General features: G+C 71.0%; 24 protein-coding genes. 10 read left to right on the top strand and 14 right to left on the bottom strand.

Annotation, left to right across the window (positions count from 1 at the left end):
- Positions 1-14 precede the first annotated feature (14 nt).
- Positions 15-473: an ATP-binding protein gene (locus tag ACFXJ5_RS06495; protein ID WP_384627677.1), complete on the bottom strand. Its 459-nt coding sequence runs from the start codon at positions 471-473 to the stop codon at positions 15-17.
- A 203-nt stretch (positions 474-676) separates the two neighbouring features.
- On the opposite strand from ACFXJ5_RS06495, the gene ACFXJ5_RS06490 reads away from it, so the two are divergent.
- The 9 genes from ACFXJ5_RS06490 to ACFXJ5_RS06450 all read left to right on the top strand — a co-directional run bounded on the left by ACFXJ5_RS06490 (position 677) and on the right by ACFXJ5_RS06450 (position 10,181).
- Positions 677-1,450, top strand: coding sequence for a hypothetical protein (locus tag ACFXJ5_RS06490; RefSeq protein ID WP_384627675.1), 774 nt, complete (start codon positions 677-679; stop codon positions 1,448-1,450).
- A 114-nt stretch (positions 1,451-1,564) separates the two neighbouring features.
- Positions 1,565-2,311 (top strand): YcnI family protein, encoded by a 747-nt coding sequence (locus ACFXJ5_RS06485; RefSeq protein WP_384627674.1) that lies wholly within the window; start codon positions 1,565-1,567, stop codon positions 2,309-2,311.
- Positions 2,312-2,350: 39 nt separating this feature from the next.
- Entirely contained in the window at positions 2,351-3,001 is a 651-nt protein-coding gene (locus ACFXJ5_RS06480) for an SCO family protein (RefSeq protein ID WP_384627671.1), read from the top strand.
- Positions 2,998-3,453 (top strand): copper chaperone PCu(A)C, encoded by a 456-nt coding sequence (locus ACFXJ5_RS06475; protein WP_384627669.1) that lies wholly within the window; start codon positions 2,998-3,000, stop codon positions 3,451-3,453. Before ACFXJ5_RS06480 ends, ACFXJ5_RS06475 begins: the two co-directional genes overlap by 4 nt.
- A gap of 13 nt (positions 3,454-3,466) precedes the next feature.
- Complete coding sequence (locus ACFXJ5_RS06470; protein WP_384627666.1) at positions 3,467-5,359, top strand: copper resistance CopC/CopD family protein; 1,893 nt, start codon at positions 3,467-3,469, stop codon at positions 5,357-5,359.
- Positions 5,359-6,594: an iron uptake transporter deferrochelatase/peroxidase subunit gene (efeB, locus tag ACFXJ5_RS06465; RefSeq protein WP_384627663.1), complete on the top strand. Its 1,236-nt coding sequence runs from the start codon at positions 5,359-5,361 to the stop codon at positions 6,592-6,594. The genes ACFXJ5_RS06470 and efeB overlap by 1 nt, the downstream gene beginning before the upstream one ends.
- Positions 6,595-6,620: 26 nt before the next feature.
- Positions 6,621-7,550: a prephenate dehydratase gene (gene pheA / locus ACFXJ5_RS06460; protein WP_384627661.1), complete on the top strand. Its 930-nt coding sequence runs from the start codon at positions 6,621-6,623 to the stop codon at positions 7,548-7,550.
- A 541-nt stretch (positions 7,551-8,091) separates the two neighbouring features.
- Positions 8,092-9,369 carry a serine--tRNA ligase gene (gene serS / locus ACFXJ5_RS06455; RefSeq protein WP_384627658.1) on the top strand — a complete coding sequence of 426 codons (1,278 nt, stop codon included), beginning with the start codon at positions 8,092-8,094 and terminating at the stop codon, positions 9,367-9,369.
- Positions 9,366-10,181 (top strand): HAD family hydrolase, encoded by an 816-nt coding sequence (locus ACFXJ5_RS06450; RefSeq protein ID WP_384627656.1) that lies wholly within the window; start codon positions 9,366-9,368, stop codon positions 10,179-10,181. Before serS ends, ACFXJ5_RS06450 begins: the two co-directional genes overlap by 4 nt.
- Here the strand turns inward: ACFXJ5_RS06450 and ACFXJ5_RS06445 are convergent.
- From ACFXJ5_RS06445 to ACFXJ5_RS06410, 8 genes are all read right to left on the bottom strand, one after another.
- Entirely contained in the window at positions 10,117-10,842 is a 726-nt protein-coding gene (locus ACFXJ5_RS06445) for a rhomboid-like protein (RefSeq protein WP_384627653.1), read from the bottom strand. The two genes, ACFXJ5_RS06450 and ACFXJ5_RS06445, sit on opposite strands and share 65 nt — an antisense overlap.
- A gap of 34 nt (positions 10,843-10,876) precedes the next feature.
- The gene (locus ACFXJ5_RS06440; protein ID WP_384627650.1) at positions 10,877-11,476 is read right to left on the bottom strand and encodes a YceI family protein; all 600 of its coding nucleotides are present in this window, start codon (positions 11,474-11,476) and stop codon (positions 10,877-10,879) included.
- A 99-nt stretch (positions 11,477-11,575) separates the two neighbouring features.
- The gene (locus ACFXJ5_RS06435) at positions 11,576-11,758 is read right to left on the bottom strand and encodes a hypothetical protein (protein WP_384627649.1); all 183 of its coding nucleotides are present in this window, start codon (positions 11,756-11,758) and stop codon (positions 11,576-11,578) included.
- Between the two features lie 127 nt (positions 11,759-11,885).
- On the bottom strand, positions 11,886-12,617 hold the full coding sequence (locus tag ACFXJ5_RS06430) for an ABC transporter permease subunit (protein WP_384627646.1): 732 nt from the start codon (positions 12,615-12,617) through the stop codon (positions 11,886-11,888).
- Positions 12,618-12,629: 12 nt separating this feature from the next.
- Positions 12,630-13,547 carry an ABC transporter ATP-binding protein gene (locus tag ACFXJ5_RS06425; protein WP_384627644.1) on the bottom strand — a complete coding sequence of 306 codons (918 nt, stop codon included), beginning with the start codon at positions 13,545-13,547 and terminating at the stop codon, positions 12,630-12,632.
- Positions 13,544-14,443, bottom strand: coding sequence for an ABC transporter permease (locus ACFXJ5_RS06420; RefSeq protein WP_384627641.1), 900 nt, complete (start codon positions 14,441-14,443; stop codon positions 13,544-13,546). Before ACFXJ5_RS06420 ends, ACFXJ5_RS06425 begins: the two co-directional genes overlap by 4 nt.
- Positions 14,427-15,341: an ABC transporter ATP-binding protein gene (locus tag ACFXJ5_RS06415; protein WP_384627638.1), complete on the bottom strand. Its 915-nt coding sequence runs from the start codon at positions 15,339-15,341 to the stop codon at positions 14,427-14,429. Before ACFXJ5_RS06415 ends, ACFXJ5_RS06420 begins: the two co-directional genes overlap by 17 nt.
- A gap of 162 nt (positions 15,342-15,503) precedes the next feature.
- Positions 15,504-15,836 carry a DUF6344 domain-containing protein gene (locus tag ACFXJ5_RS06410; protein WP_384627635.1) on the bottom strand — a complete coding sequence of 111 codons (333 nt, stop codon included), beginning with the start codon at positions 15,834-15,836 and terminating at the stop codon, positions 15,504-15,506.
- A 272-nt stretch (positions 15,837-16,108) separates the two neighbouring features.
- Here ACFXJ5_RS06410 and ACFXJ5_RS06405 point away from each other — a divergent pair, with 272 nt between their 5' ends.
- Positions 16,109-16,999 (top strand): D-alanyl-D-alanine carboxypeptidase family protein, encoded by an 891-nt coding sequence (locus ACFXJ5_RS06405; RefSeq protein ID WP_384627632.1) that lies wholly within the window; start codon positions 16,109-16,111, stop codon positions 16,997-16,999.
- Positions 17,000-17,057: 58 nt separating this feature from the next.
- On the opposite strand, the gene ACFXJ5_RS06400 is transcribed toward ACFXJ5_RS06405, so the two are convergent.
- Genes ACFXJ5_RS06400 through ACFXJ5_RS06380 form a run of 5 tightly spaced genes read right to left on the bottom strand, consistent with a single transcriptional unit; the run spans position 17,058 to position 20,512 of the window.
- Entirely contained in the window at positions 17,058-17,264 is a 207-nt protein-coding gene (locus ACFXJ5_RS06400) for a ferredoxin (protein WP_384627629.1), read from the bottom strand.
- Positions 17,261-18,571: an NADH-ubiquinone oxidoreductase-F iron-sulfur binding region domain-containing protein gene (locus ACFXJ5_RS06395; protein ID WP_384627627.1), complete on the bottom strand. Its 1,311-nt coding sequence runs from the start codon at positions 18,569-18,571 to the stop codon at positions 17,261-17,263. Before ACFXJ5_RS06395 ends, ACFXJ5_RS06400 begins: the two co-directional genes overlap by 4 nt.
- A complete protein-coding gene (locus ACFXJ5_RS06390; protein WP_384627625.1) occupies positions 18,568-19,242 on the bottom strand; it encodes a ferric reductase-like transmembrane domain-containing protein in 675 nt (224 codons plus the stop codon). Before ACFXJ5_RS06390 ends, ACFXJ5_RS06395 begins: the two co-directional genes overlap by 4 nt.
- Positions 19,239-20,210 carry an FAD:protein FMN transferase gene (locus tag ACFXJ5_RS06385; protein WP_384627622.1) on the bottom strand — a complete coding sequence of 324 codons (972 nt, stop codon included), beginning with the start codon at positions 20,208-20,210 and terminating at the stop codon, positions 19,239-19,241. The genes ACFXJ5_RS06390 and ACFXJ5_RS06385 overlap by 4 nt, the downstream gene beginning before the upstream one ends.
- Positions 20,207-20,512 (bottom strand): hypothetical protein, encoded by a 306-nt coding sequence (locus ACFXJ5_RS06380; protein ID WP_384627620.1) that lies wholly within the window; start codon positions 20,510-20,512, stop codon positions 20,207-20,209. Before ACFXJ5_RS06380 ends, ACFXJ5_RS06385 begins: the two co-directional genes overlap by 4 nt.
- Positions 20,513-20,522 lie beyond the last annotated feature (10 nt).

The following is a 20,522-nucleotide window of genomic DNA, read 5'->3' as shown; positions in this document are numbered from 1 at the left end:
GGGGGCGGGCCGGTCTATGACGCCTTGAGCAGGGAGTCGTCGCGCCACTTGAGGATCTTGTCGAAGCTGACGACGGCACCGTGTCCGGGCCGGTTGTGGAAATGGACGTGATCCACGAGCGCTTCGATGAGAAACAGCCCGCGGCCGTGCTCGGATGTGGACGCCTGGTCCTTCTTCGAGAGGGGCCGGACGAGCCGGTGCGCGGCGTAGGCGCGCTGCTCGTACGAGAAGCCGGGACCGGAGTCCGCGACCTCGATGCGGCAGCGGTCACCGTCGATGCGGGCGGTGACGCTGTACTCGCCTTCGGCGGCGTGCTCGACCGCGTTGGCGCACGCTTCGGTGAGGGCGACGGAGAGGTCGTAGGAGATGTCCGGATCAACGCCCGCTGTCTCCATGGTCCCCATGAGGAGACGTCGGGCGAGCGGAACACTCGCAGCCTCGCGCCGCAAATGGAGGGACCACCAGATGCTCATGCTCCAGCCTCCTGGCTGCGGCTCGACATACCCCTACGTATTGCCGCGAAGAGCCGGATGCAATCGCCCTGTTGACGTGATACCGCTCATTCGGCGGATGCCGGACCCCGGCGCACGGGTGTAAAAGGGGCGGCTGGGCGCGCGCGGCGCACCTTATCGCGAGCCGGGCCCTGCCGTACACGGGGTGAGAAGACGGTGAGAAGATGACGCTCGTCATGGCTCTCTCCGTGCGCGCCGGCGCCGATATGCGACTGCTGCGGGCCGCGGTGTTCACCGCGGTCTGCGTCGTGTTGTCCGCGGCCGCGCACACCCTCGCCTCCGGCCACGTGGTGGGCTGGTTGCCGCTGCTTGCGGGCTGGGTGGCGGTCTTCGGGTTCGCCGCGCCGCTGGCCGGGCGGGAGCGGTCACTGCCGGGCATCGCGGCGGGGCTGGTGGTGGGCCAGCTCGGTCTGCACGCGCTCTTCAACGCCGGGGAGATGTGCGCCCGGCCCGCCGCCGCCTCGCGGGGCGCGGGGCTGATGACGCTCGCCGGGCGGTTGCTGTGCGACGGCCACGGCGTGCGACTGACGCCGGCCACGGCGGAGCGGGTCGTACGAAGTGCCGGGCTCGACCCGTCGCACCTGTCGGGCATGTCGGGCATGTCCGGCGTGGGCACCACGGCTCACACCAGCACCGCCGACGCCATGGGCTCGTACTCGCTGTCCATGGTCATCGGGCACCTGCTGGCCGCGCTGGTCGCCGGCTGGCTGCTGCGGGGCGGCGAGGCCGCGCTGTGGCGGCTGGTGCGGCTGTCGGCCCGGTCGCTGCGGTACGCGTTCGCGCTCGTACGGGTGCTGGTGGCCGGAAGCGTCGGCGAAGCGGCCGCCGGCCTGCCCCGGCAGGCCCGGTTCGCGGAGGGACGGCGGCGGCCGCGCACCGTACGGCTGCGGCACAGCGTGGCGCGGCGGGGGCCACCGGCGCTGGGTCTCGCGGCCTGACCCGCGGCGTCCCCGGCTTCACGTTCGAGTGGTGGAGGGGGCCGTGGCGGGCCGTGCGCGCGCCATCATCCCCCCGTTCATTCACCACTGACTGACTGTGGAGTACCTGCAGCCATGAAGAACCTGAAGAACCATCCATCCGGCCGCCGCGCCGTCGTCGTCGCGGGCGCCGCCGGAACCGCCGTCCTGCTCGCCGCCGTGCCCGCCTTCGCGCATGTCTCGGTGCAGCCGGGTACGGCCGCCAAGGGCAGCTACAGCACGGTGTCGTTCAAGGTCCCGAACGAGGACGACAGCGCTTCGACGACCAAGGTCGAGGTCAATCTGCCGACCGACCACCCCATCGCGTCCGTGGCCACGCAGCCCGTGGCCGGCTGGACGGTGAAGGTCACCAAGAGCAAGCTCACGACGCCGCTGAAGACGGACGACGGGACGGTCAACGAGGCCGTCACGAAGATCACCTGGAGCGGCGGGCAGATCAAGCCGGGTGAGTTCCAGCAGTTCCCGGTCTCGCTCGGCCCGCTGCCCGCGGACGCGGACCAGCTGGTCTTCAAGACCCTCCAGACGTACGACAACAAGCAGGTCGTCCGCTGGATCGAGGAGCAGCAGACCGGCCAGGCCGAACCCGAGCACCCGGCGCCCACCCTGGAGCTGACCGCCGCCTCGTCGGACAGCCACAGCCACGACGCCTCGGCCACGTCCCCCGCCTCCGCCTCCCCCGTCGCCGACCACACCGAGACCGCGGCCGCCGACAGCACGGACTCCACCGCCCGCATCCTGGGCATCCTCGGCATCGTCATCGGCATCCTGGGCGTCGGCTTCGGCGTGCTCGCCGGACGCCGCCGCACCACTCCGTCGGCCTGACCGGCCCGGCCCCGTAACTCTCTTCCTGGGGATCGATTCATGCGTCCACGTCACTGGCCCACGGGAGCGGTGCTCGCCGCCCTCGCCCTCGGCCTCACCGCCTGCGGCAGCTCCTCCGACGGCTCGTCGGGCGAGCCGGCCGCCGTCATCACCGCCTCGCAGGAGGCCGGCACCGTCGTCGACACGCCCTTCCCGAAGCCGGACCTGATCCTCACGGACACGGCCGGCAAGAAGTACGACCTGGTCAAGGAGACCAAGGGCAAGCCGATGCTGCTCTACTTCGGCTACACGCACTGCCCGGACGTCTGCCCGACCACGATGAGCGACATCGCCATCGCCAAGTCGAAGCTCTCCGCCTCCGACCGGGCCAAGCTCCAGGTCGTCTTCATCACCACCGACCCCGCCCGCGACTCCCCCAAGCGGCTGGGTGAGTGGCTGAACGCGCAGGACAAGAGCTTCATCGGCCTGACCGGCGACTTCACCACCATCCAGGCGGGCGCGCGATCGGTCGGCATCGACGTCGAGAAGCCGGTGAAGGAGAAGGACGGCTCCATCACGTCCACCCACGGCGCCCAGGTGCTCGCGTACTCGCCCAAGGACGACATGGCGCATGTGCTCTACATGTCCGGGACGACGTCCGACCAGTTCCTGAAGGACCTCCCGACCATCATCAAGGGGAAGAACCCGTGAGGCACCGCGCGGCGCTCGCCGCGGTCGCGGCCCTGGCGGCGGTGGCTTCGTCGGCACTCGTTCTCACCGGCTGCGCCTCGAAGGGCCCGCAGCTGAAGGTCAGCGGCGCCTACATTCCGCAGCCTGCGCTGGCCGACATGGCGGCCGGCTACTTCACCGTGACCAACACAGGGGACGCGGACGCGACCCTCACCTCCGTCACGAGCGGCTTCGCCGCCGACATCACCATGCATACGACGAAGAACAGCAGCATGCACGAGGTCGGCTCCTTCACCGTGCCGGCCGGCGGCAAGCTCGTCCTCGGCCTCGGCGCCAACCACCTGATGCTGATGGACCTGAAGCACAAGCCGCTGGCCGGCGAGAAGGTTCCGCTGCAACTGCACTTCCGCGGCGCCGACGCGATAAACGTGCAAGTGCCGGTCGAGCCGGCCGGCTACCGGCCGGGGAACTGAACTGAGGAGAGCCATGCACACAGCCCATGGGGGCAGCCGCCGTACGGCCGTCCGGCGCGCGCTCGTCCTCCTGGCCGCCCTGCTCGCCGTCATCATCGGCGCCGCCGCCCCGGCGTCGGCACATGCCGCCCTCCTCACGACCACCCCCGGCGAGGGTGCGGTCGTCAAAACCGCGCCGACGCAGGTGGAGCTGACCTTCTCCGAAGGCGTGCTGCTCGCCGACGACTCCGTCCGCGTCCTGAGCCCGGACGGCCGCCGCGCCGACACCGGCAAGCCGCACGCCACCGCGGGCGGCGCCAAGACGGCGGCCGTCGCGCTGCGGTCGGGCCTGAAGGACGGTACGTACACCGTCGCCTGGAAGGCGGTGTCGGCGGACAGCCACCCCGTCGCGGGCGCCTTCACCTTCTCGATCGGGGCGCCGTCGAAGACCACCGTCGCGCTCCCCCAGCAGGAGGCCGGCGGCGGCGTGGTCGGCACCCTCTACGGGATCGCGCGCTACATCTCGTACGCGGGTTACGCCCTGCTCGTCGGCGCCGCCGTCTTCCTCGGGGTGTGCTGGCCGCGCGGCGCGACGCTGCGGCCGATGCGGCGGCTCGTCGTGGGCGGCTGGGCGGCGATGGTGGCGGCGACGCTCGCGCTGCTGATGCTGCGCGCGCCGTACGCGAACGGCGGTGGCCTGGGCGACGCCTTCGATCTCAGCGCCGTACGGGACGTGCTGGACACCCGGCCCGGGGCGGCGCTGCTGTCCCGGCTGCTGCTGCTCGCCGCCGGGGCGGTGTTCATCGCGGTGCTGTTCGGTACGTACGCGAAGCGCGAGGATCCGGTCGAGCGGCAGGACCTGGCGTGGGGGCTGGCGATCGGCGGCACGGTCGTCGCGGGCGGGCTGGCGGCGACGTGGGCGATGGCGGAGCACGCGTCGGTGGGGATCCAGTCCTCGGTCGCGATGCCGGTGGACGTCCTGCATCTGCTGGCGATGGCGGTGTGGCTCGGCGGGCTGGTGGCCTTGCTGACGGCGCTGTTCAAGGGCCAGGACACACAGGGCATCGAGCGCGAGGCTGTGCGGCGCTTCTCGCGGATCGGCTTCGGGGCGGTCGTGACGCTGGTCTCGACGGGCGTCTACCAGTCCTGGCGGCAGGTCGGCTCCTGGAACGCGCTCTTCTCGACCTCGTACGGGCAGCTGCTGTGCGTCAAGGTCGGCCTGGTCGTCCTGCTCGTGGAGCTGGCCTGGCTCTCGCGGCGCTGGACCGCGCGCCTGGGCGAGGCCAAGCCGGCAACGGCAACGACGGCGGCCGCCAAGGTGCCGGTGGGCGCGCGCGCCCAGGGCGGCGACGAACGGGCGGACCAACTGGCCCGCCAGGAAGCCGCGTTGGCCAGGAACCGGGCCAAGAAGGCGCGGGACGCCGACCCGGAGCGAACGGGGCTGCGGAAGTCGGTCCTGGCCGAGGTGGTGGTGGCGATCGCCGTGCTGGCGGTCACCACCGTGCTGACCGGTACGCAGCCGGGGCGGGCGGCCGCCGAGACGACCACGGCCGGCACGGTGACCGCGCCGGCCACCAAGACCCCGGACCCGCTGGATGTGACGCTCCCCTTCGACACCGGCGGGCCGAAGGGCAAGGGGACGGCGGAGGTCACGCTCGACCCCGCGACGTCCGGGCAGAACGAGCTGCACCTGCTGATCACCGGAACGGACGGGAAGGCCCGCGACGTCCCGGAGGTGCAGGTCGCCTTCACCCTCACCGCGAAGAAGATCGGCCCGCTGCCGGTCACCCTGGGAAAGATCGACACCGGCCACTGGGCCTCTACCACCGTCCAGCTGCCGATGCCCGGCGCGTGGCTGATGGCCGTGACCGTACGCACCTCCGACATCGACCAGATCACCGAAACGAAGACAGTGAAGATCAACTGATGACGAACGACAGCACCATTTCGCGGCGTCGCCTCCTCGGCACAGCGGGCGCGGCCGGCGCCGCCGGGCTCGTCGCTGGCAGCGCGAGCGGCGCCGTCGCCGCGTCGGCCCTGCGCGACGAGCCCACCGCCCTGGCGTCGGTCGGCGCCGCCACCGTCCCCTTCCACGGCACCCACCAGGCCGGCATCACCACCCCACTCCAGGCCCGCGGCCACCTCGTCGCCTTCGACCTCGCCGCCGGTACGGACCGCAAGGGCGCCGCCGCGCTGCTGCGCCGCTGGTCGGCGGCGGCCGAGGCCATGACGGCGGGCAGGACGCCGAGCGGCGACAACCAGATCGCCCTCGACGCCGGTCCGTCCTCGCTGACCGTCACCTTCGGCTTCGGCCGCACCTTCTTCGCCAAAGCGGGGCTGCAGAGGCAACTACCGGAGGCGCTGGCTCCGCTCCCCGACTTCTCCGCCGACGCGCTCGACGCGAAGCGCAGCAACGGCGACCTGTGGATCCAGATCGGTTCCGACGACGGCCTCGTCGCCTTCCACGCCCTGCGCATCCTCCAGAAGGAGGCCGGGGACGCCGCCCGCCTGCGCTGGCAGATGAACGGCTTCAACCGCACGCCGGGGGCGACGGCGGAGCCGCGTACGGCCCGCAATCTGATGGGCCAGATCGACGGCACGAACAATCCGAAGCAGACCGACGCCACCTTCAACGAGCGGATCTTCGTCCCGTCCTCCGGCTCGCCCGAGTGGATGGCCGGCGGCTCGTACGCGGTCGTACGCCGCATCCGCATGCTGCTCGACTCCTGGGACAACCTCTCCCTCGACCGTCAGGAGAAGGTCATCGGCCGGCGAAAGTCCGACGGCGCACCCCTGTCGGCGGGCAAGGGCGGTACGGAGACGACCACGGTCGACCTCGACAAGTTCACGGACGGCGTGCTCGCCATCGCCGGCGACGCCCACATCCGCGTCGCCAAGCCCGAGTCCAACGGCGGCGCCGCCATCCTGCGACGGCCCTTCTCCTACCACGACGGGTATCGGGACGACGGCGCCCCGGACGCCGGTCTGCTCTTCGTCTGCTGGCAGGCGGACCCGCTGACGGGCTTCGTGCCGGTCCAGCGCAAGCTCGACCGGGGCGACGGGCTCTCCCGTTTCCTCAGCCACGAGTCCAGCGGCCTCTTCGCGGTCCCGGGCGGCCCGGCCGAGGGCGAATACGTCGGCCAGCGCCTGCTGGAGGCCTGAGGGCGCGCAGCCGTTAGGCTGAACGCATGTCGCCGGCGAGCCGCTACACCTATCTCGGACCAGAGGGCACCTTCACCGAGGCCGCGCTGCGGACCCTCCCGGAGGCCGCGACGCGGGAGCTGGTGCCGATGGTCTCGGTGCCGGCCGCGCTGGACGCGGTCCGCAACGGCGAGGCGGCGGCCGCGCTGGTGCCGATCGAGAACTCGGTCGAGGGCGGCGTGACGGCCACCGTCGACGAGCTCGCCACGGGCGCGCCGCTCAGCATCTACCGCGAGGTGGTCCTTCCGATCGCCTTCGCACTGCTGGTACGCCCCGGGACGAAGCTGTCGGATGTGAAGACGGTGACCGGACATCCCGTCGCCCAGCCGCAGGTCCGCAACTGGCTCGCGGCGCATCTCCCGCACGCCGTGTGGGAGTCGGCCGCGTCGAACGCCGACGGTGCCCGGCTGGTGCAGGAGGGCCGTTTCGACGGGGCGTTCGCGGGCGAGTTCGCGGCGCCGACGTACGGGCTGGAGCCGCTGGTCACCGAGATCCACGACGCGGCGAACGCGCAGACCCGCTTCGTCCTGGTCGGCCGCCCGGCGCGGCCGGTCGCGCCGACCGGGGCGGACAAGACGTCGGCGGTGTTCTGGCTGGGGGACGACCACCCGGGCGCGCTGCTCGAGCTGCTGCAGGAGTTCGCCGTACGCGGGGTGAACCTGGTCCGGATCGAGTCGCGGCCGACGGGCGAGGGCATCGGGCAGTACTGCTTCTCGATCGACGCGGAGGGCCACATCACCGACCGCCGGGTGGGCGAGGCGCTGATGGGGCTGAAGCGGATCTGCCCGAAGGTGCGGTTCCTGGGGTCGTACCCGCGGGCGGACGAGGTGCGGCCGAGTGTCCGCAAGGGGACGACCGACGATGAGTTCACGGCGGCCGCGGACTGGCTGGGCCGGGCGCTCGACGGGCGCGCCTGAGCCGTTCCGGAGCCGGGCTCGAGTTATCCACGAAGTTATCCACAGGCCCTGAGGACTACCTGGGGATAAGTCGACAGAGCAGTCCGACCTAGTCGACAAATCGGTACAGGGGTATCAACTCCGTCCACAGTGGCGCACGTCACCCCTGAGCGCCCGTTCGTCAGCGCCATCCCTTCGAACAACTCGATAGAGGGAAGAGATATCACTCGAAGGGGAGTGTGAGACGGGTTTGAACCGGGAATCCATAGCCGAGCACTCAGCCCCCGGAATGATCAACTCCGTCTTCCACAGTTCGCACACACAACCTGTGGACAACGGGGGAATCCCCACCCCGCCCTGTGGATAACTCAACCACCGGACCTGCTCAACTCCCGTTGTCCACAAGGGCACTGCGCCCCCATGAGGGATACACAGAATTCGGTTGACGGCCACTTTATGGCCGTTATCGCTTTTCCCTCCCCTTTTCTCCGAATCGGACAAAACCCCTCATAAAGCCCTTAACTTGTCGCAGGGAAGGCCCCCGCACCGGTAGCCTGTCCTCGTGATTGACCTTCGCCTGCTTCGTGAGGACCCCGACCGTGTGCGCGCCTCCCAGCGCGCCCGTGGAGAGGATGTCGCGCTCGTCGACGCCCTGCTCTCCGCCGACGAACGACGCAGGTCGTCCAGTCACCGCTTCGACGAACTGCGCGCCGAGCAGAAGGCACTCGGCAAGCTCATCCCCAAGGCCCAGGGCGATGAGAAGGCCGACCTCCTGAAGAGGACCGGCGAGCTGTCCGCCGCCGTCAAGGCCGCCGACGCCGAGCAGAACGAGGCAGCGGAAGAAGCCCAGCGCCTTCTCCTCCAGCTCGGCAACGTGGTCCACCCCGACGTACCCGTCGGTGGCGAGGAGGACTTCACCGTCCTGGAGACCATCGGCACCCCGCGCGACTTCGCCGCCGAGGGCTTCGAGCCCAAGGACCACCTGGAGCTGGGCGAACTGCTCGCCGCGATCGACGTCGAGCGCGGCGCCAAGGTCTCCGGCTCGCGGTTCTACTACCTCACCGGCATCGGCGCCCTGCTGGAACTGGCCCTGGTCAACGCGGCCATCGCGCAGGCCACCGCCGCCGGCTTCATCCCGATGCTGACCCCCGCGCTGGTCCGCCCGCGCGCCATGGAGGGCACCGGCTTCCTCGGCCAGGCCGCGGAGAACGTGTACCACCTGGAGAAGGACGACTACTACCTGGTCGGCACCTCCGAGGTCCCGCTCGCCGCGTACCACATGGACGAGATCGTCGACGCCGGCAAGCTGCCGCTGCGCTACGCCGGCTTCTCCCCCTGCTTCCGCCGCGAGGCGGGTACGTACGGCAAGGACACCCGGGGCATCTTCCGGGTGCACCAGTTCGACAAGGTCGAGATGTTCTCGTACATCGCGCCCGAGGACGCGGAGGCCGAGCACCAGCGCCTGCTGGACTGGGAGAAGCAGTGGCTGACCTCGCTCGGCCTGCCCTTCCAGGTGATCGACGTGGCCACCGGGGACCTCGGCGCGTCCGCCTCGCGCAAGTTCGACTGCGAGGCCTGGATCCCGACGCAGGGCAAGTACCGCGAGCTGACGTCGGCCTCCAACTGCAATGAGTTCCAGGCCCGGCGGCTGTCGATCCGGATGCGCGACGAGAAGGGCACCCGCCCGCTCGCCACGCTCAACGGCACGCTGTGCGCGGTGCCGCGCACGATCGTCGCGCTGCTGGAGAACCACCAGCAGGCAGACGGCTCCGTCCTCGTCCCCGACGTGCTGAGGCCCTACCTCGGCGGGCGCGAGGTCCTGGAGCCGGTCGCCAAGTGAGCGCTCTTCCGTACCAGCTGATCGCCACAGACCTCGACGGAACGCTGCTCAACAGCCACCACCAGGTTTCCGAACGCACCCGCAGGGCGCTCGCCGCGGCCACCGCGGCGGGCGCCGCGCACATCGTCGTCACCGGGCGCCCGGCATCCCGGACCAAGCACATCCTCGACGACCTCGGTTACGAAGGCCTGGCCGTCTGCGGCCAGGGCTCGGAGGTCTACCACGCGGGTGAGCACCGGCTGCTGACCTCGGTCACCCTCGACCGGCAGACGGCGCAGCTCGCGATGGCCAAGATCGAGGCCGAGACCGGCAAGCTGAAGCTCGGCTTCGTACGGGACGGGCTGGACGGCGGCTACCTGGTCGGGCCGGGCTTCGAGCTGGCCTGGGACAAGCCCATCGACGGGCGGATGACCAGCCGGGACGAGCTGTGGGCCGAGCCGCTGGCCAAGATCTTCGTCCAGCACCCGGACCCGTCGGTCGGCGACGACGAACTCGCCGCCGTGGCGCGCGCCGCCGCCGGTGACCTGGTCGGCGTCGTGGTGTCGGGCATCGGCATCGTCGAACTGCTCCCGCTGGGCCTGACCAAGGCCACCGGTCTGTCGCTGGCCGCCCGGCGGCTCGGTCTGCGGTCCGCCGACACCATCGCCTTCGGCGACATGCCCAACGACCTCCCGATGCTGGCGTGGGCGGCGTACGGCGTGGCCATGGCCAACGCCCATGCGGAACTGAAGGCCGTCGCCGACGAGGTCACGACCTCCAACGACGAGGACGGAGTCGCCGCGGTGCTCGAAGGGCTCTTCCCGGGGGCGTGAGCGCGTAGCACGCGAAGCCGATCAGCAGGGCGGAGAAGTGCCCCAGGTCGGTGAAGGTGCGGCCGCTGCTCAGCAGGGGGTACCCGAAGAAGCCGAGCGCGGCGGCGGCGTACAGCCAACGCAGCGGCCTGGGCCGCCGGGGCATGTAGTACGTGAGGACGCCGACGATGCCGGCGAGGCCGTAGCTGACGCCGATGTCGACGGTGTAGGCCAGGGATCTGGGCAGCCGGTGGTAGCTGATGCCCATCAGGACGGCCCGCTGGCTGATGAGGGTCGCGCCGACGTGCGCGGTGGCGACCACGACGAGCCAGCGGGCGGTGCCGAGCCAGCGTTCGGCGGGGGCGTGGACGACTTCGTAGAAGAGGAAGTAGAGCGCGAAGGCCGACGGCGACTCTATCCACAGGGCGCTGACGATCAGGACGCGTACGGGGTGGGCCCGCAGCTCCACGAGGTTGGTGCTGTTGTGATGCAGCAGGAACTCGCGGAGTTCCGGCGAGACCACCGCGAGGATGCCGCTGTTGACGGCCAGGATCAGCAGCCACAGGTGCGTGCCCGGGCTGGAGCGCACCCAGGGCACGGCCCGGGATACGACGAAGCGCGCCGCGTCACTGAGGTGGAGCGTGACGCGGCGGCGCTGCGTGGTGCTTTCGTCGGCAGCCATCCACCCCATTTTCGGGCATGGCGCTTCGGACTGCTCAGGCGACCTTGACTGCGGAGATGTCGAAGTTGAGCTTGACCTTCTCGCCGATCAGGACGCCACCGGTCTCGAGGGCGGCGTTGTAGGTCAGGCCCCAGTCGGTGCGGTTGATCGTGGTGGAGCCCTCGAAGCCGACTCGCTCGTTGCCGTAGAGGTCCTTGGCGGCACCGTTGAAGGTGAAGTCGATGGTCACGGGCTTGCTGATGCCCTTGATCGTCAGGTCACCGGCGAGGCGGTAGGTCTCCTCGTCGACCTGCTCGGCGGAGGTGCTGCGGAAGGTGATCTCCGCGTGCGTCTCGGCGTCGAAGAAGTCGCCGGTGCGCAGGTGGCCGTCGCGCTGCTCCTGGTTGGTGTCGATGCTCACGACCTTGATCGTGACGTCGGCGGAGGAGGCGGACGGGTTCTTCCCGTCGAGATGCAGCTTGCCGTCGTACTCGGCGAACTGGCCGCGCACGGTCGTGACCATGGCGTGCCGGACGGAGAAGCCGATCTCGCTGTGGGTCGTGTCAATCGTGTAGTCACCGGTGAGGTGGGCCAGGTCCGGGCCGGCGGTGACGGTGTCGGTGTCGCTCTCGGACTTGCGGTTGAACAGACCCATGATGAACTCCTGAGGACTAGTTGGTACGGCTTTCAACTTCTTCGACCGTAGCGCTATTCCATTGAGGGTTCAAGTAGTGCGTCAGGTGGGATTGGATGATCAGGCGACCACCCGCGCCGCAGCGGTAGCCCGGTGGCGGGCGGCGACAGGCATGCGGCGGGCCGGAATCCGGAGTCGGATCGCACTCGTCCGCCTGCTGAGCCATGGGGTGAGCACGGCAAGCAGCAGGCCGAGGGCGACGAGGAACAGGCCTGCGGCGAAGACCAGCGGAGGCTCGGACATACCCGTAAATGTGACTATCCGAACTTCGCTACGCCGTGAGCCGTGCCTCGCCGCCCGGCGAAGACCACTCTTTCGGGTCAGTGCCTGTCGCGGGACAGGCCCCGAGCCCTACCCGTCCGTAAGCCGCTCACTCCTCGCCCGCCAGCGTCAGCGTCCGCAGCCTCTGCCCCGCGAACCACGCGCCGACCACCGTGACGCCCGCCAGCAGCACCAGCGCCAGCGGCAGCCCGACGTCCGAGCTGACCGCGCTGCCGTCGCCCGCGACCTTCTGTGCCAGCGCCAGCGCCCACTGCTGCACGCTCAGCGTCCGCGCCCCCGGCACCAGGTTGCCGATCAGGGACTCCCAGACGAGGGCGTAGACCAGCCCGAAGACCACCGCCTGCCGGGTCACCACCCCCAGCAGCAGGAAGACCGCGCTGTACGCGACCGAGGCCACGGCCGCCGCGGCGCCGAAGGCGATCGCGAGATTCTGGCTGTTGCCGTTGAGGATGTAGCCCGCGAGGATCGTCGGCACGGCGGAGAAGACCACCGAGACGCCGATCGCGACCACGAGCTTGGTGAGGATGATCGTCGACCGCTTCAGCGGCTTGGCCAGCACATAGACGATCGACCCGTCGTCGATCTCCGGCCCTATGGCGCCGGTGCCCGCGATGACGCCGATCAGCGGCACCATCGTCGCCAGCGCGAAGCCCCCGAGGATCGAGGCGGCCGTCGAGTCGTCGGCGCCGGTCAAGGCCCGTACGGCGCCCGAGATCACGAGCAGCAGCAGCGGCAGGGCGAAGAGGATCAGCGCCCGGCGGCGGCCGAGCAGGGCCTTGTAGGTGAGCCGGGCCACGGTGGGATTGTAGACAGTAGACATCGCTCCGGCTCCTTACGCCGTGACCAGGTAGGAGAAGACGCTCTCCAGGGACTCGTCGGACGGCGAGACCGCGTACAGCCGGATGCCCTGCTCGCGGGCGACGCGCGGCAGCAGCTCGGTGAAGCCGGTGAAGTCGATCGCCTGGATACGCAGCGCCTTCTCGTGCCAGTCCAGCTCGATGCCGGCCGTGGACGCGTCCGCGATCAGCGCCGAGGCGAGCGCCCGGTCGTCGCTCGACCGTACGAGATAGCGGTGCGGGCGGTCCGTCATCAGCCGCCGGATCTTCCGGAAGTCCCCGGACGCGGCGTGCCGCCCGGCGACCACCACCTCGATGTGGCTGGCGAGCTGCTCGACCTCCTCCAGGATGTGCGAGGAGAACAGCACGGTGCGGCCGTCCGCGCCCATCTGCCGCAGCAGATCCATGAGTTGGAGCCGCTGCCGCGGGTCCATCCCGTTGAAGGGCTCGTCCAGCAGCAGCACCGACGGCTCATGGACCAGGGCCGAGGCCATCTTCACCCGCTGCCGCATGCCCTTGCTGTACGTCGCCACCTTCCGGTCCTGCGCGTACTCCATCTCGACCGTGGCCAGCGCCTTACGGGCCGCCTCGCCCGGATTCGCCAGTCCGTGCAACTCGGCGTTGGCGACCACGAATTCGCGGGCGGTGAGGAAGTCGTACATCGCCTCCCGCTCCGGCACGATCCCGATCTCGCGGTAGACCTGCTCGTTCCGCCAGATCGTGGCGCCGTCGAGCGTCACGCTGCCGGTGGAGGGGGACAGGAAGCCGGCCATCATGTTGATGAGCGTGGACTTCCCGGCGCCGTTCGGGCCGAGGAGGCCGGTCACGCCGGGGCCGATCGTCATCGTGACGTCATTGACGGCCACGACGTTCCCGAACCAGCGGGACACATGGTCGATGGACAGGGTGGTCACGACAGTCCGACCTTTCGGTAGCGGCGCATCAGCAGGCCGAACGAGCCGCCGATCACGGCGAGCAGGACAACGAGGAAGACCCCTCCGGCCAGTGCCGAGTCCGGGCCCGCCGCGTCGACGTACGAGGAGGTGGAGCCGAGCCACCACGTCTGCACCCCGTCGATGAGGGTGACCGGCGAGAACAGGCCGAGCCAGCCGATCGCCCCCGGGTTGCCCTGCACCGACGCCACTGCCTGGACGCTGGAGACGGCACCGTAGGAGAGGGTGAAGACGGCGATGATCGCGGCCACGCCGAAGCCCCGGCGCGGCGTCAGCGCCGCGATCAGCAGGCCCAGGCCCGCGTAGAGCAGCGACAGCAGCAGCTCGGCCAGGAGTGCCTTGGCGAAGCCGGCCGTCTGGTCGGCGAAGTCGAACTTCGCGAGCAGCGCCCCGATATAGAGGATGGCGACGGGGATCGCGGTGAGGGCGAAGAGCGCGGTGGCCAGCGCCGCGAACTTCGCGGCGACGTAGTCGATCCGCTCGATCGGGCGCGAGAAGTACAGCGGCGTGACCTTGAAGCGCAGGTCGAGCGAGACGGACTGCGGGGCCTGGGCGGCCAGGAAGAGGCTGATCACCGCCTGCATGATGATCACGTACCGGGTGTACTCGACCGGCAGCTTGGTCATGTTGGTGCCGATCGCCACCGCCACGATGATCGCCGCCGGGGCGCACATCACCGCGAACAGAATCATCGGCAGGACCTTCGACTTCGCCGACCGGCCCAGGCCGTACGCACCGCGCAGGCTCTGCGAGTACAGCGACCGCCGCGCGTACGCCCGGCCCAGGCGCGGGCCGTCGTAGTGGCGGTAGCCGATGTCATGGATGACGTCAGGGGTGACGTCAGGCTGCGCTGTCATGCGACTCTCCCCGGAAGATCTCGGCAATGCGGTGCCGCCGCTGCTCCATGCGTACGAGCCCGACACCCAGCTCCGCGACCGCGTCGCGCACGGTGTCGTACGTCTCTTCGCCCACGATGTCCACCAGCAGCAGCCGGCCGTCGGAGTGCGCCGTCAGGCCCGCGGCGGTCAGCTTCTCGAGCAGCTGCTCCTCGCTGTCGGTCACCTCGACGGCGAGGGCGGCGGTGGCCTGCGTGAAGTCGCTCGTGGAGTCGGCGCGCAGCAGTGTCCCGCCGTCGATGACGACGATGTGGTCGCTGGTCCGCTCCAACTCCCCCAGGAGGTGCGACGTCACCAGCACCGAGATCCCGAAGTCCGTGTGGACGCGCCGGATCAGCCCCAGCATCTCGTCCCGGCCCACCGGGTCCAGGCCGTTCGTCGGCTCGTCCAGCAGCACCAGCTTCGGGTCGTGGACCAGCGCCTGGGCCAGCTTCACCCGCTGCTTCATACCGGTCGAGTAACCGCCGATCGGGCGGTACCGCTCCTCGTACAGGCCGACATGCCGCAGCGTGTCCGCGGTGCGCTCGCGGGCAGCCGTCGGCGGCAACCCGGACATCCGGGCCATGTGCACGACGAGCTCCGTCGCCGACACGTCAGGCGGCAGGCAGTCGTGCTCGGGCATGTACCCGACCCCGGCGCGAATCGCCGCACCCTCGGTCGCCACATCCAGCCCGAGGACCTTCGCCCCGCCCTCCGTCGCGGGCGACAAGCCCAGCAAGATCTTGATCAGCGTCGATTTACCGGCCCCGTTGGCCCCGACAAGCCCGGTCACACCGGGTTTGATGTCAACGGTCAGCCGGTCCAGCGCGGTCACCCTCGGGTACCGCTTCGTCAGGCCTTCAGTGGCGATCACAGTCACAGGCCCGACGGTAGTGGCGTACGCCACACCCCGTCGTCACCCCTGGGGGCTGGTTCCGTGTCGTACTCCGGGCTGACTTCCCCGTAGGGGCCATACGCCGCGGGTCGACCGTCCACTCGGGGTCCGGGCTTCCTTGGAGGGCCAGTTGTCGGCCTCCGGGTGTCAGGCGGCGACGGTTGGTGCCGGGGAGTCGGTGGGGTCGCCGGGGTCGCCGGGGAGGCTGCGGGTGGCGGGGGAGGAGCCGTGACGTTCGGCGCGGATGCGCTGCTTCATGGTGGGAGGCAGCGTCCGGTCGGGGAGGGGCTCGAACGACCGGGGGGAGGGGATGGTCGCCAGGAGGTTGCGGCGGGTGGGTTCGGCGGCCTCGGTGGCAGCCGGCCGCGGCGTGGCCGCGTTGGCGGCCCTGGACGTGACCGTGGTTCCCAGAGCGGCAACGCACTTCACGAGCACGGCGATGAAGGCGTTCCAGAACGTCGTGACCTTGGCGATGGACATGGGCCTCTCACTTCCTCATGTACGGCGATCAACCTGCTCCGATGATGGGGAAAGCGAGCACGGATTCGTGGAAGCCGCACCTTGGATGCGCCGATATACACATGAACGCCACCCGGGCGGAGTAACGAGGGCGCGGGCTGTGGTCCGCGCAGAGGTGTGGAGGTCCGGAAAAAACCTTCACCGAGAGCACATCCATTACCCGGTCTCAGGAGTCTCGTGAGTGAGCAGTATTGTCATGTGACCGCACCACAGGGGCATTTGGAGCACTCATCTTGATAACCGGCATAAAGGGCATACGTCGCGCAACCGCGGTTGTCGTCACCGCGGGAGCCGTCCTGACGGCCGCGGCGTTCGCCACTCCGGCGTCGGCCGCCACGCTCGCGACGCCCACGATCGTCGCCAAGGGCGGCTTCGTGATGAACAACGGCACGGGGAAGACCCTCTTCACCAAGGCCGCGGACACTCGTCGTTCCACCGGCTCCACCACCAAGATCATGACGGCGCGGGTGGTGCTCGCGCAGAAGAACCTCAACCTGGACTCCAAGGTCACGATCCAGAAGGCGTACAGCGACTACATCGTCGCGAAGAACGCCTCCTCGGCCCACCTGATCGTCGGCGACAAGGTGACGGTCCGCCAGCTCCTGTACGGGCTGATGCTCCCGTCCGGCTGCGACGCGGCGTACGCGCTGGCCGACAAGTACGGCACCGGGACCACGCGGGCCAAGCGCGTGACGTCGTTCATCGGCAAGATGAACTCCACCGCCAAGACCCTCGGCCTGACGAACACGCACTTCGACTCGTTCGACGGCATCGGGAGCGGCGCGAACTACTCGACGCCGCGCGACCTGACGAAGCTCGCCAGCAGCGCGATGAAGTACTCGACGTTCCGTACCGTCGTGAAGACGAAGTCGACGAAGCAGAAGGTCACGACGAAGAGCGGCGGCTACCGCTACATGTCGTGGACCAACACCAACAAGCTGCTCGGCACCTACACGGGCACGATCGGCATCAAGACCGGCTCGGGCCCGGAGGCCAAGTACTGCCTGGTCTTCGCCGCCACCCGGAACGGCAAGACGGTCATCGGCACGGTCCTCGCGTCCACCTCGGAGACCAACCGCACGTCGGACGCGAAGAAGCTGATGGACTACGGCTTCAAGAAGTAGCCCGACCTCGCACAGCTGTGAGGCCTGCCCCCGACCGGACGGTCGGGGGCAGGCCGCTTCACCGGCTCAGCCGCAGGGCCATCACCGGGCAGGCGGCGACAGCCCGACGGGCGTCCGGGAGCAGCCCGGCCGGGACGATGGCGGCCCGGAGCACCGGATAGCCCCACTCGTCCAACCCGATCAGCTCGGGGAGGAGTTCGGCGCACAGGCCGTGGCCGTCGCAAACGGTGAAGTCGACGGCGAGTGCCCGGTCGTTCTCGTTCATCGCCATTCCTCCTCTCCCGGGGGCCGTGCGGGGGGCACCGGCAGGACCAGGGCGTCGTACGCGGGGGAGCACGGCCCGTAGCGGACGTGCCGGAGCACGTCGTCGCCGAAGACCCGGAGCGCGGAGGCGGCCAGCCGGGCGGCTCCGTCGGGGTGACGGCAGCCGCCACGGCCGGGAAGCACACCGAGCCGGCGGTTCACGCGCTCCAGCAGCGCCGCGCCGGGCCGCCCCCAGGCGAGTTCGGCGAAGTCCTCGGCCACGGACGGCAGTCCGAAGCGGCACGGCCCGCACTGCCGGGCGCTCTGGCCTGCCAGATAGGCCAGCGCGGCGGCCGTCTCCGCGAGGCCGCAGGCGTCCTCGGGCAGCGCCGCCAGCACTCCGGCGCCCCGGCCCAGCGCCACGCCGTTCAGCGGCACCGGCAGCCAGCTTCCGAAGAAGCCGCCGGCGAGCACCGCGCGCAGCCGGCCGGTGGGACCGCCCGCCACGCCCAGGGCCCGGGCGACGGAACCGCCCATCGGCACCTCGTACACGCCGGGGGTGCGGACCGCGCCGGAGACGGTCACCAGGGTCGTGCCGGGGGTCTCCGGGCTGCCGCTCTCCCGGAACCAGGCGGGACCGTAGCGGGCGATGAGCGCGAGATGGGCCAGGGTCTCGACATTGTCGACAAGGGTGGGCCGTCGGCCGACGCCCTTCTCGAAGGGCCGGGGCGGTGTGGCCTGCGGCCGGGCCTCGCCGCCGTTCAGCCAGTTCACCAGGGAGGTCTCCTCGCTGGAGACGAAGTGGTGCGGCAGGGTGTGGATCTCCACCGGGACCGGGTCCGTACCGGCGCGGCGACGCTCCTCCACCGCCCGGGCGAGCTGCCGCTCCTGCCCGTCGCGGGTACGGGCCAGGCACAGGTGGACCGTGGTGGCGCCGACCGACGCGGCGGCCAGTACGGCCCCGTCCAGGACCAGATGAGGGGCGAGGAAGAGCAGCGTCTCGTCCTTGCTGCTGGCCGGTTCGCTCTCCATGCCGTTGGCGATCACGACCGCGGGCCCGCGCTTCCCGGCGACGGTGCGGAGCTTACGGCCGGTCGGGAACCCCCCGCCGCCCCGGCCGGTGAGCCCGGCCTGCTCGACGGCCTTCACCAGCGCCCCGTCGGCCGCCGCCAGCGGCGCGGGGCCGTAGAGGCCGAGGTGCTCGGCGAGTCCCGCGGGCCGGCCGGTCTCGTACCAGCCGTGCAGCAGACGGGCCCCGTACGGGCCGGCCGGGGGGTACACGCCTTGCGCAGAGCGCGGGGTCAGGGTGTCGGTCGTGTCGGGGTTCACTCGTTTCCTCTTCCTTCTCCTGCGTCTTTCGCCCCGGACCCGCCGAACGTCACCGGCAGCGGTACGGAGGCGGGCGGCGCCCACACCCCGGCCCGGCGCGCCGCATCGCCGGTCGCGCGGGCGATCCGCCATCCGACGGCGGCGAGCACGCTCACCAGGCAGGCCGCGTACAGCACGAGCTGCGGGCCGAGCCGGGTGTCCGTGCCCGTCCCGGCGGCATGGAAGAGGGCCACCGGCCATGCCCCGTACGCCAGCCAGTGCACCGCCTTCCACCGGCGGCGCCCCAGGCGGTGGCGGACCGCGCTGGTGAGCGCGAGGGCCAGCAGCAGGTCCAGGGCGACGGCCCCCAGGCCCACCCACAGCGTCCGGTACGACGACGCGAGCGGGACGAAGGCGGCCGACCAGCCGATGGAGGTGTAGCTGTCGCTCACGGCGGTGGCGATGTGCAGGCCGAGGAAGGCGAGGGTGAGCAGGGACAGGTTGCGGTGGAGCGATGACACCTCGAACCGGGCGATCCGCTGGGGCGCGTACCGGCCGCCGGCCGCGATGCCGAGCGCCACCGTGGCGGTGAGCAGCAGCAAGGAGACGGTGCCGGATGCCCGGGTGGCGTACCAGAGCGGGCTCGGTCCGGAGGAGGCGAGCGCGACAAGGGCGTGCGCCGAGGCGGTCATCGGGGACCTCCCCCCGCCGCGTCGTCGGGCGGCCATCCGTTGAGGCGGTGTACGGAGCCGTCGGCCCGGACCAGCCGGGCGGGCAGCCCGGTGCCGCGCAGCCAGCCGGGGGCACGCTCGCCCAGGACGACCGCGGCGGTGGTGGCCGTGTTGGCGTCCACGCAGGAGGCGGCGGCCACGGTGACGGTGCGCCAGATCGCGAGCGCCGAGTCGCCGGTGACCGGGTCGATGATGTGGTGCCGGGTCCGGCCGCCGCGCCGCCAGGCACGGACGGCGGTGCCCGAGGTGGCGAGGCCACCGCCGTGCACCGTGACGACCGGTCCCTCCGTGGTGGGCACGGCGGCGTGGTCGTGGGCGATGGCGATCCGCCACCCGCCCTCCGGTGGCCGGCCGGCCACCGACAGGTCGCCGCCGAGGTTGACCAGGACCCCGCAGCCGGTGGCACGGGCGGCCTTGCGGGCCGCCCGGTCGGCGGCCAGGGCCTTGGCGGTGGCGCCCAGGTCGAGCGCGGCACCGGCGGGCAGCGCCAGCAGCCGCAGGGCCGGGTCCCAGCCGACGGCGCGCCATCCGGTGGCGGGCCGCAGCACGGGCGACGGGCCGTTCCGGGCGATCGCGGCGAAGGTGACGTCGTAGCCGAGTGCCGCGATGGCCGGGCCCACGGTGGGGTCGACGGCCCCCTCGGTCAGTTCGGCGGCGCGCAGCGCGACCCCCAGTGCCTCGGCCAGCAGCGCCCCGACCGGCACCGGACGGCCGGTGCCTGCGGCGGCGTTGGCACGGCTGAGCTCGGAGTCGGGGCGGAAGCGGCTGCACGCGGCGTCGACGGCGTCGAGTTCGGCCCGCAACACCTCCAGGGCCAGGTCAGCACGGGCCGGGTCGGCGGTGAGCAGTTCCGCCGTGGTGCCCAGCGCACGGAAGGACGTACGGGCGGGCTCGCCACGCCGTACGGCCGGGTCCGCAAGGGCGGTCATGACGCACCCGACTGGGTCTGCGGCGCCTGCGAGGTCGTCCCGGGGGCGTGCGCCGGGGAGTGCGGACGGCCCGAGGTACTCGGGGTGCTGCTGCCGCTGGTGGTGGACGGCTGGCCGGAGGCGCCGGGGATCGCGTGCGCGTAGCCCGCGCCGAGCGCGGCGGTGCCCGCGACGGCGGCGACCACCGCCCAGCGGGTGGCGCGGCCCACTCGCCGCCGTCCCTGGTCACGGCGGCGTACGGCGGCCATGACGGAGGGGTCGGGGCGGTGGTGCGGGGACCGGGGCGGGTCGGGAAAGGACATGGGAGAGAAC

Source organism: Streptomyces sp. NPDC059373, assembly GCF_042751495.1.
GTDB lineage: Bacteria > Actinomycetota > Actinomycetes > Streptomycetales > Streptomycetaceae > Actinacidiphila.
The sequence above is the reverse complement of the archived record's forward strand: the minus strand, read 5'-3'. Positions and strand labels throughout refer to the sequence as shown.

Bases quoted from the DNA above. Each gene is read 5' to 3' on its own strand.
- ACFXJ5_RS06430 (WP_384627646.1), bottom strand. From the start codon at position 12,617: ATGTCTACTGTCTACAATCCCACCGTGGCCCGGCTCACCTACAAGGCC.
- ACFXJ5_RS06385 (WP_384627622.1), bottom strand. From the start codon at position 20,210: ATGACCGCCCTTGCGGACCCGGCCGTACGGCGTGGCGAGCCCGCCCGT.
- ACFXJ5_RS06400 (WP_384627629.1), bottom strand. From the start codon at position 17,264: ATGAACGAGAACGACCGGGCACTCGCCGTCGACTTCACCGTTTGCGAC.
- efeB (WP_384627663.1), top strand. From the start codon at position 5,359: ATGACGAACGACAGCACCATTTCGCGGCGTCGCCTCCTCGGCACAGCG.
- ACFXJ5_RS06470 (WP_384627666.1), top strand. From the start codon at position 3,467: ATGCACACAGCCCATGGGGGCAGCCGCCGTACGGCCGTCCGGCGCGCG.
- ACFXJ5_RS06380 (WP_384627620.1), bottom strand. From the start codon at position 20,512: ATGTCCTTTCCCGACCCGCCCCGGTCCCCGCACCACCGCCCCGACCCC.
- ACFXJ5_RS06485 (WP_384627674.1), top strand. From the start codon at position 1,565: ATGAAGAACCTGAAGAACCATCCATCCGGCCGCCGCGCCGTCGTCGTC.
- ACFXJ5_RS06420 (WP_384627641.1), bottom strand. From the start codon at position 14,443: ATGACAGCGCAGCCTGACGTCACCCCTGACGTCATCCATGACATCGGC.
- ACFXJ5_RS06495 (WP_384627677.1), bottom strand. From the start codon at position 473: ATGAGCATCTGGTGGTCCCTCCATTTGCGGCGCGAGGCTGCGAGTGTT.
- ACFXJ5_RS06490 (WP_384627675.1), top strand. From the start codon at position 677: ATGACGCTCGTCATGGCTCTCTCCGTGCGCGCCGGCGCCGATATGCGA.
- ACFXJ5_RS06435 (WP_384627649.1), bottom strand. From the start codon at position 11,758: ATGTCCGAGCCTCCGCTGGTCTTCGCCGCAGGCCTGTTCCTCGTCGCC.
- ACFXJ5_RS06390 (WP_384627625.1), bottom strand. From the start codon at position 19,242: ATGACCGCCTCGGCGCACGCCCTTGTCGCGCTCGCCTCCTCCGGACCG.
- ACFXJ5_RS06445 (WP_384627653.1), bottom strand. From the start codon at position 10,842: ATGGCTGCCGACGAAAGCACCACGCAGCGCCGCCGCGTCACGCTCCAC.
- ACFXJ5_RS06480 (WP_384627671.1), top strand. From the start codon at position 2,351: ATGCGTCCACGTCACTGGCCCACGGGAGCGGTGCTCGCCGCCCTCGCC.
- pheA (WP_384627661.1), top strand. From the start codon at position 6,621: ATGTCGCCGGCGAGCCGCTACACCTATCTCGGACCAGAGGGCACCTTC.
- ACFXJ5_RS06410 (WP_384627635.1), bottom strand. From the start codon at position 15,836: ATGTCCATCGCCAAGGTCACGACGTTCTGGAACGCCTTCATCGCCGTG.
- ACFXJ5_RS06440 (WP_384627650.1), bottom strand. From the start codon at position 11,476: ATGGGTCTGTTCAACCGCAAGTCCGAGAGCGACACCGACACCGTCACC.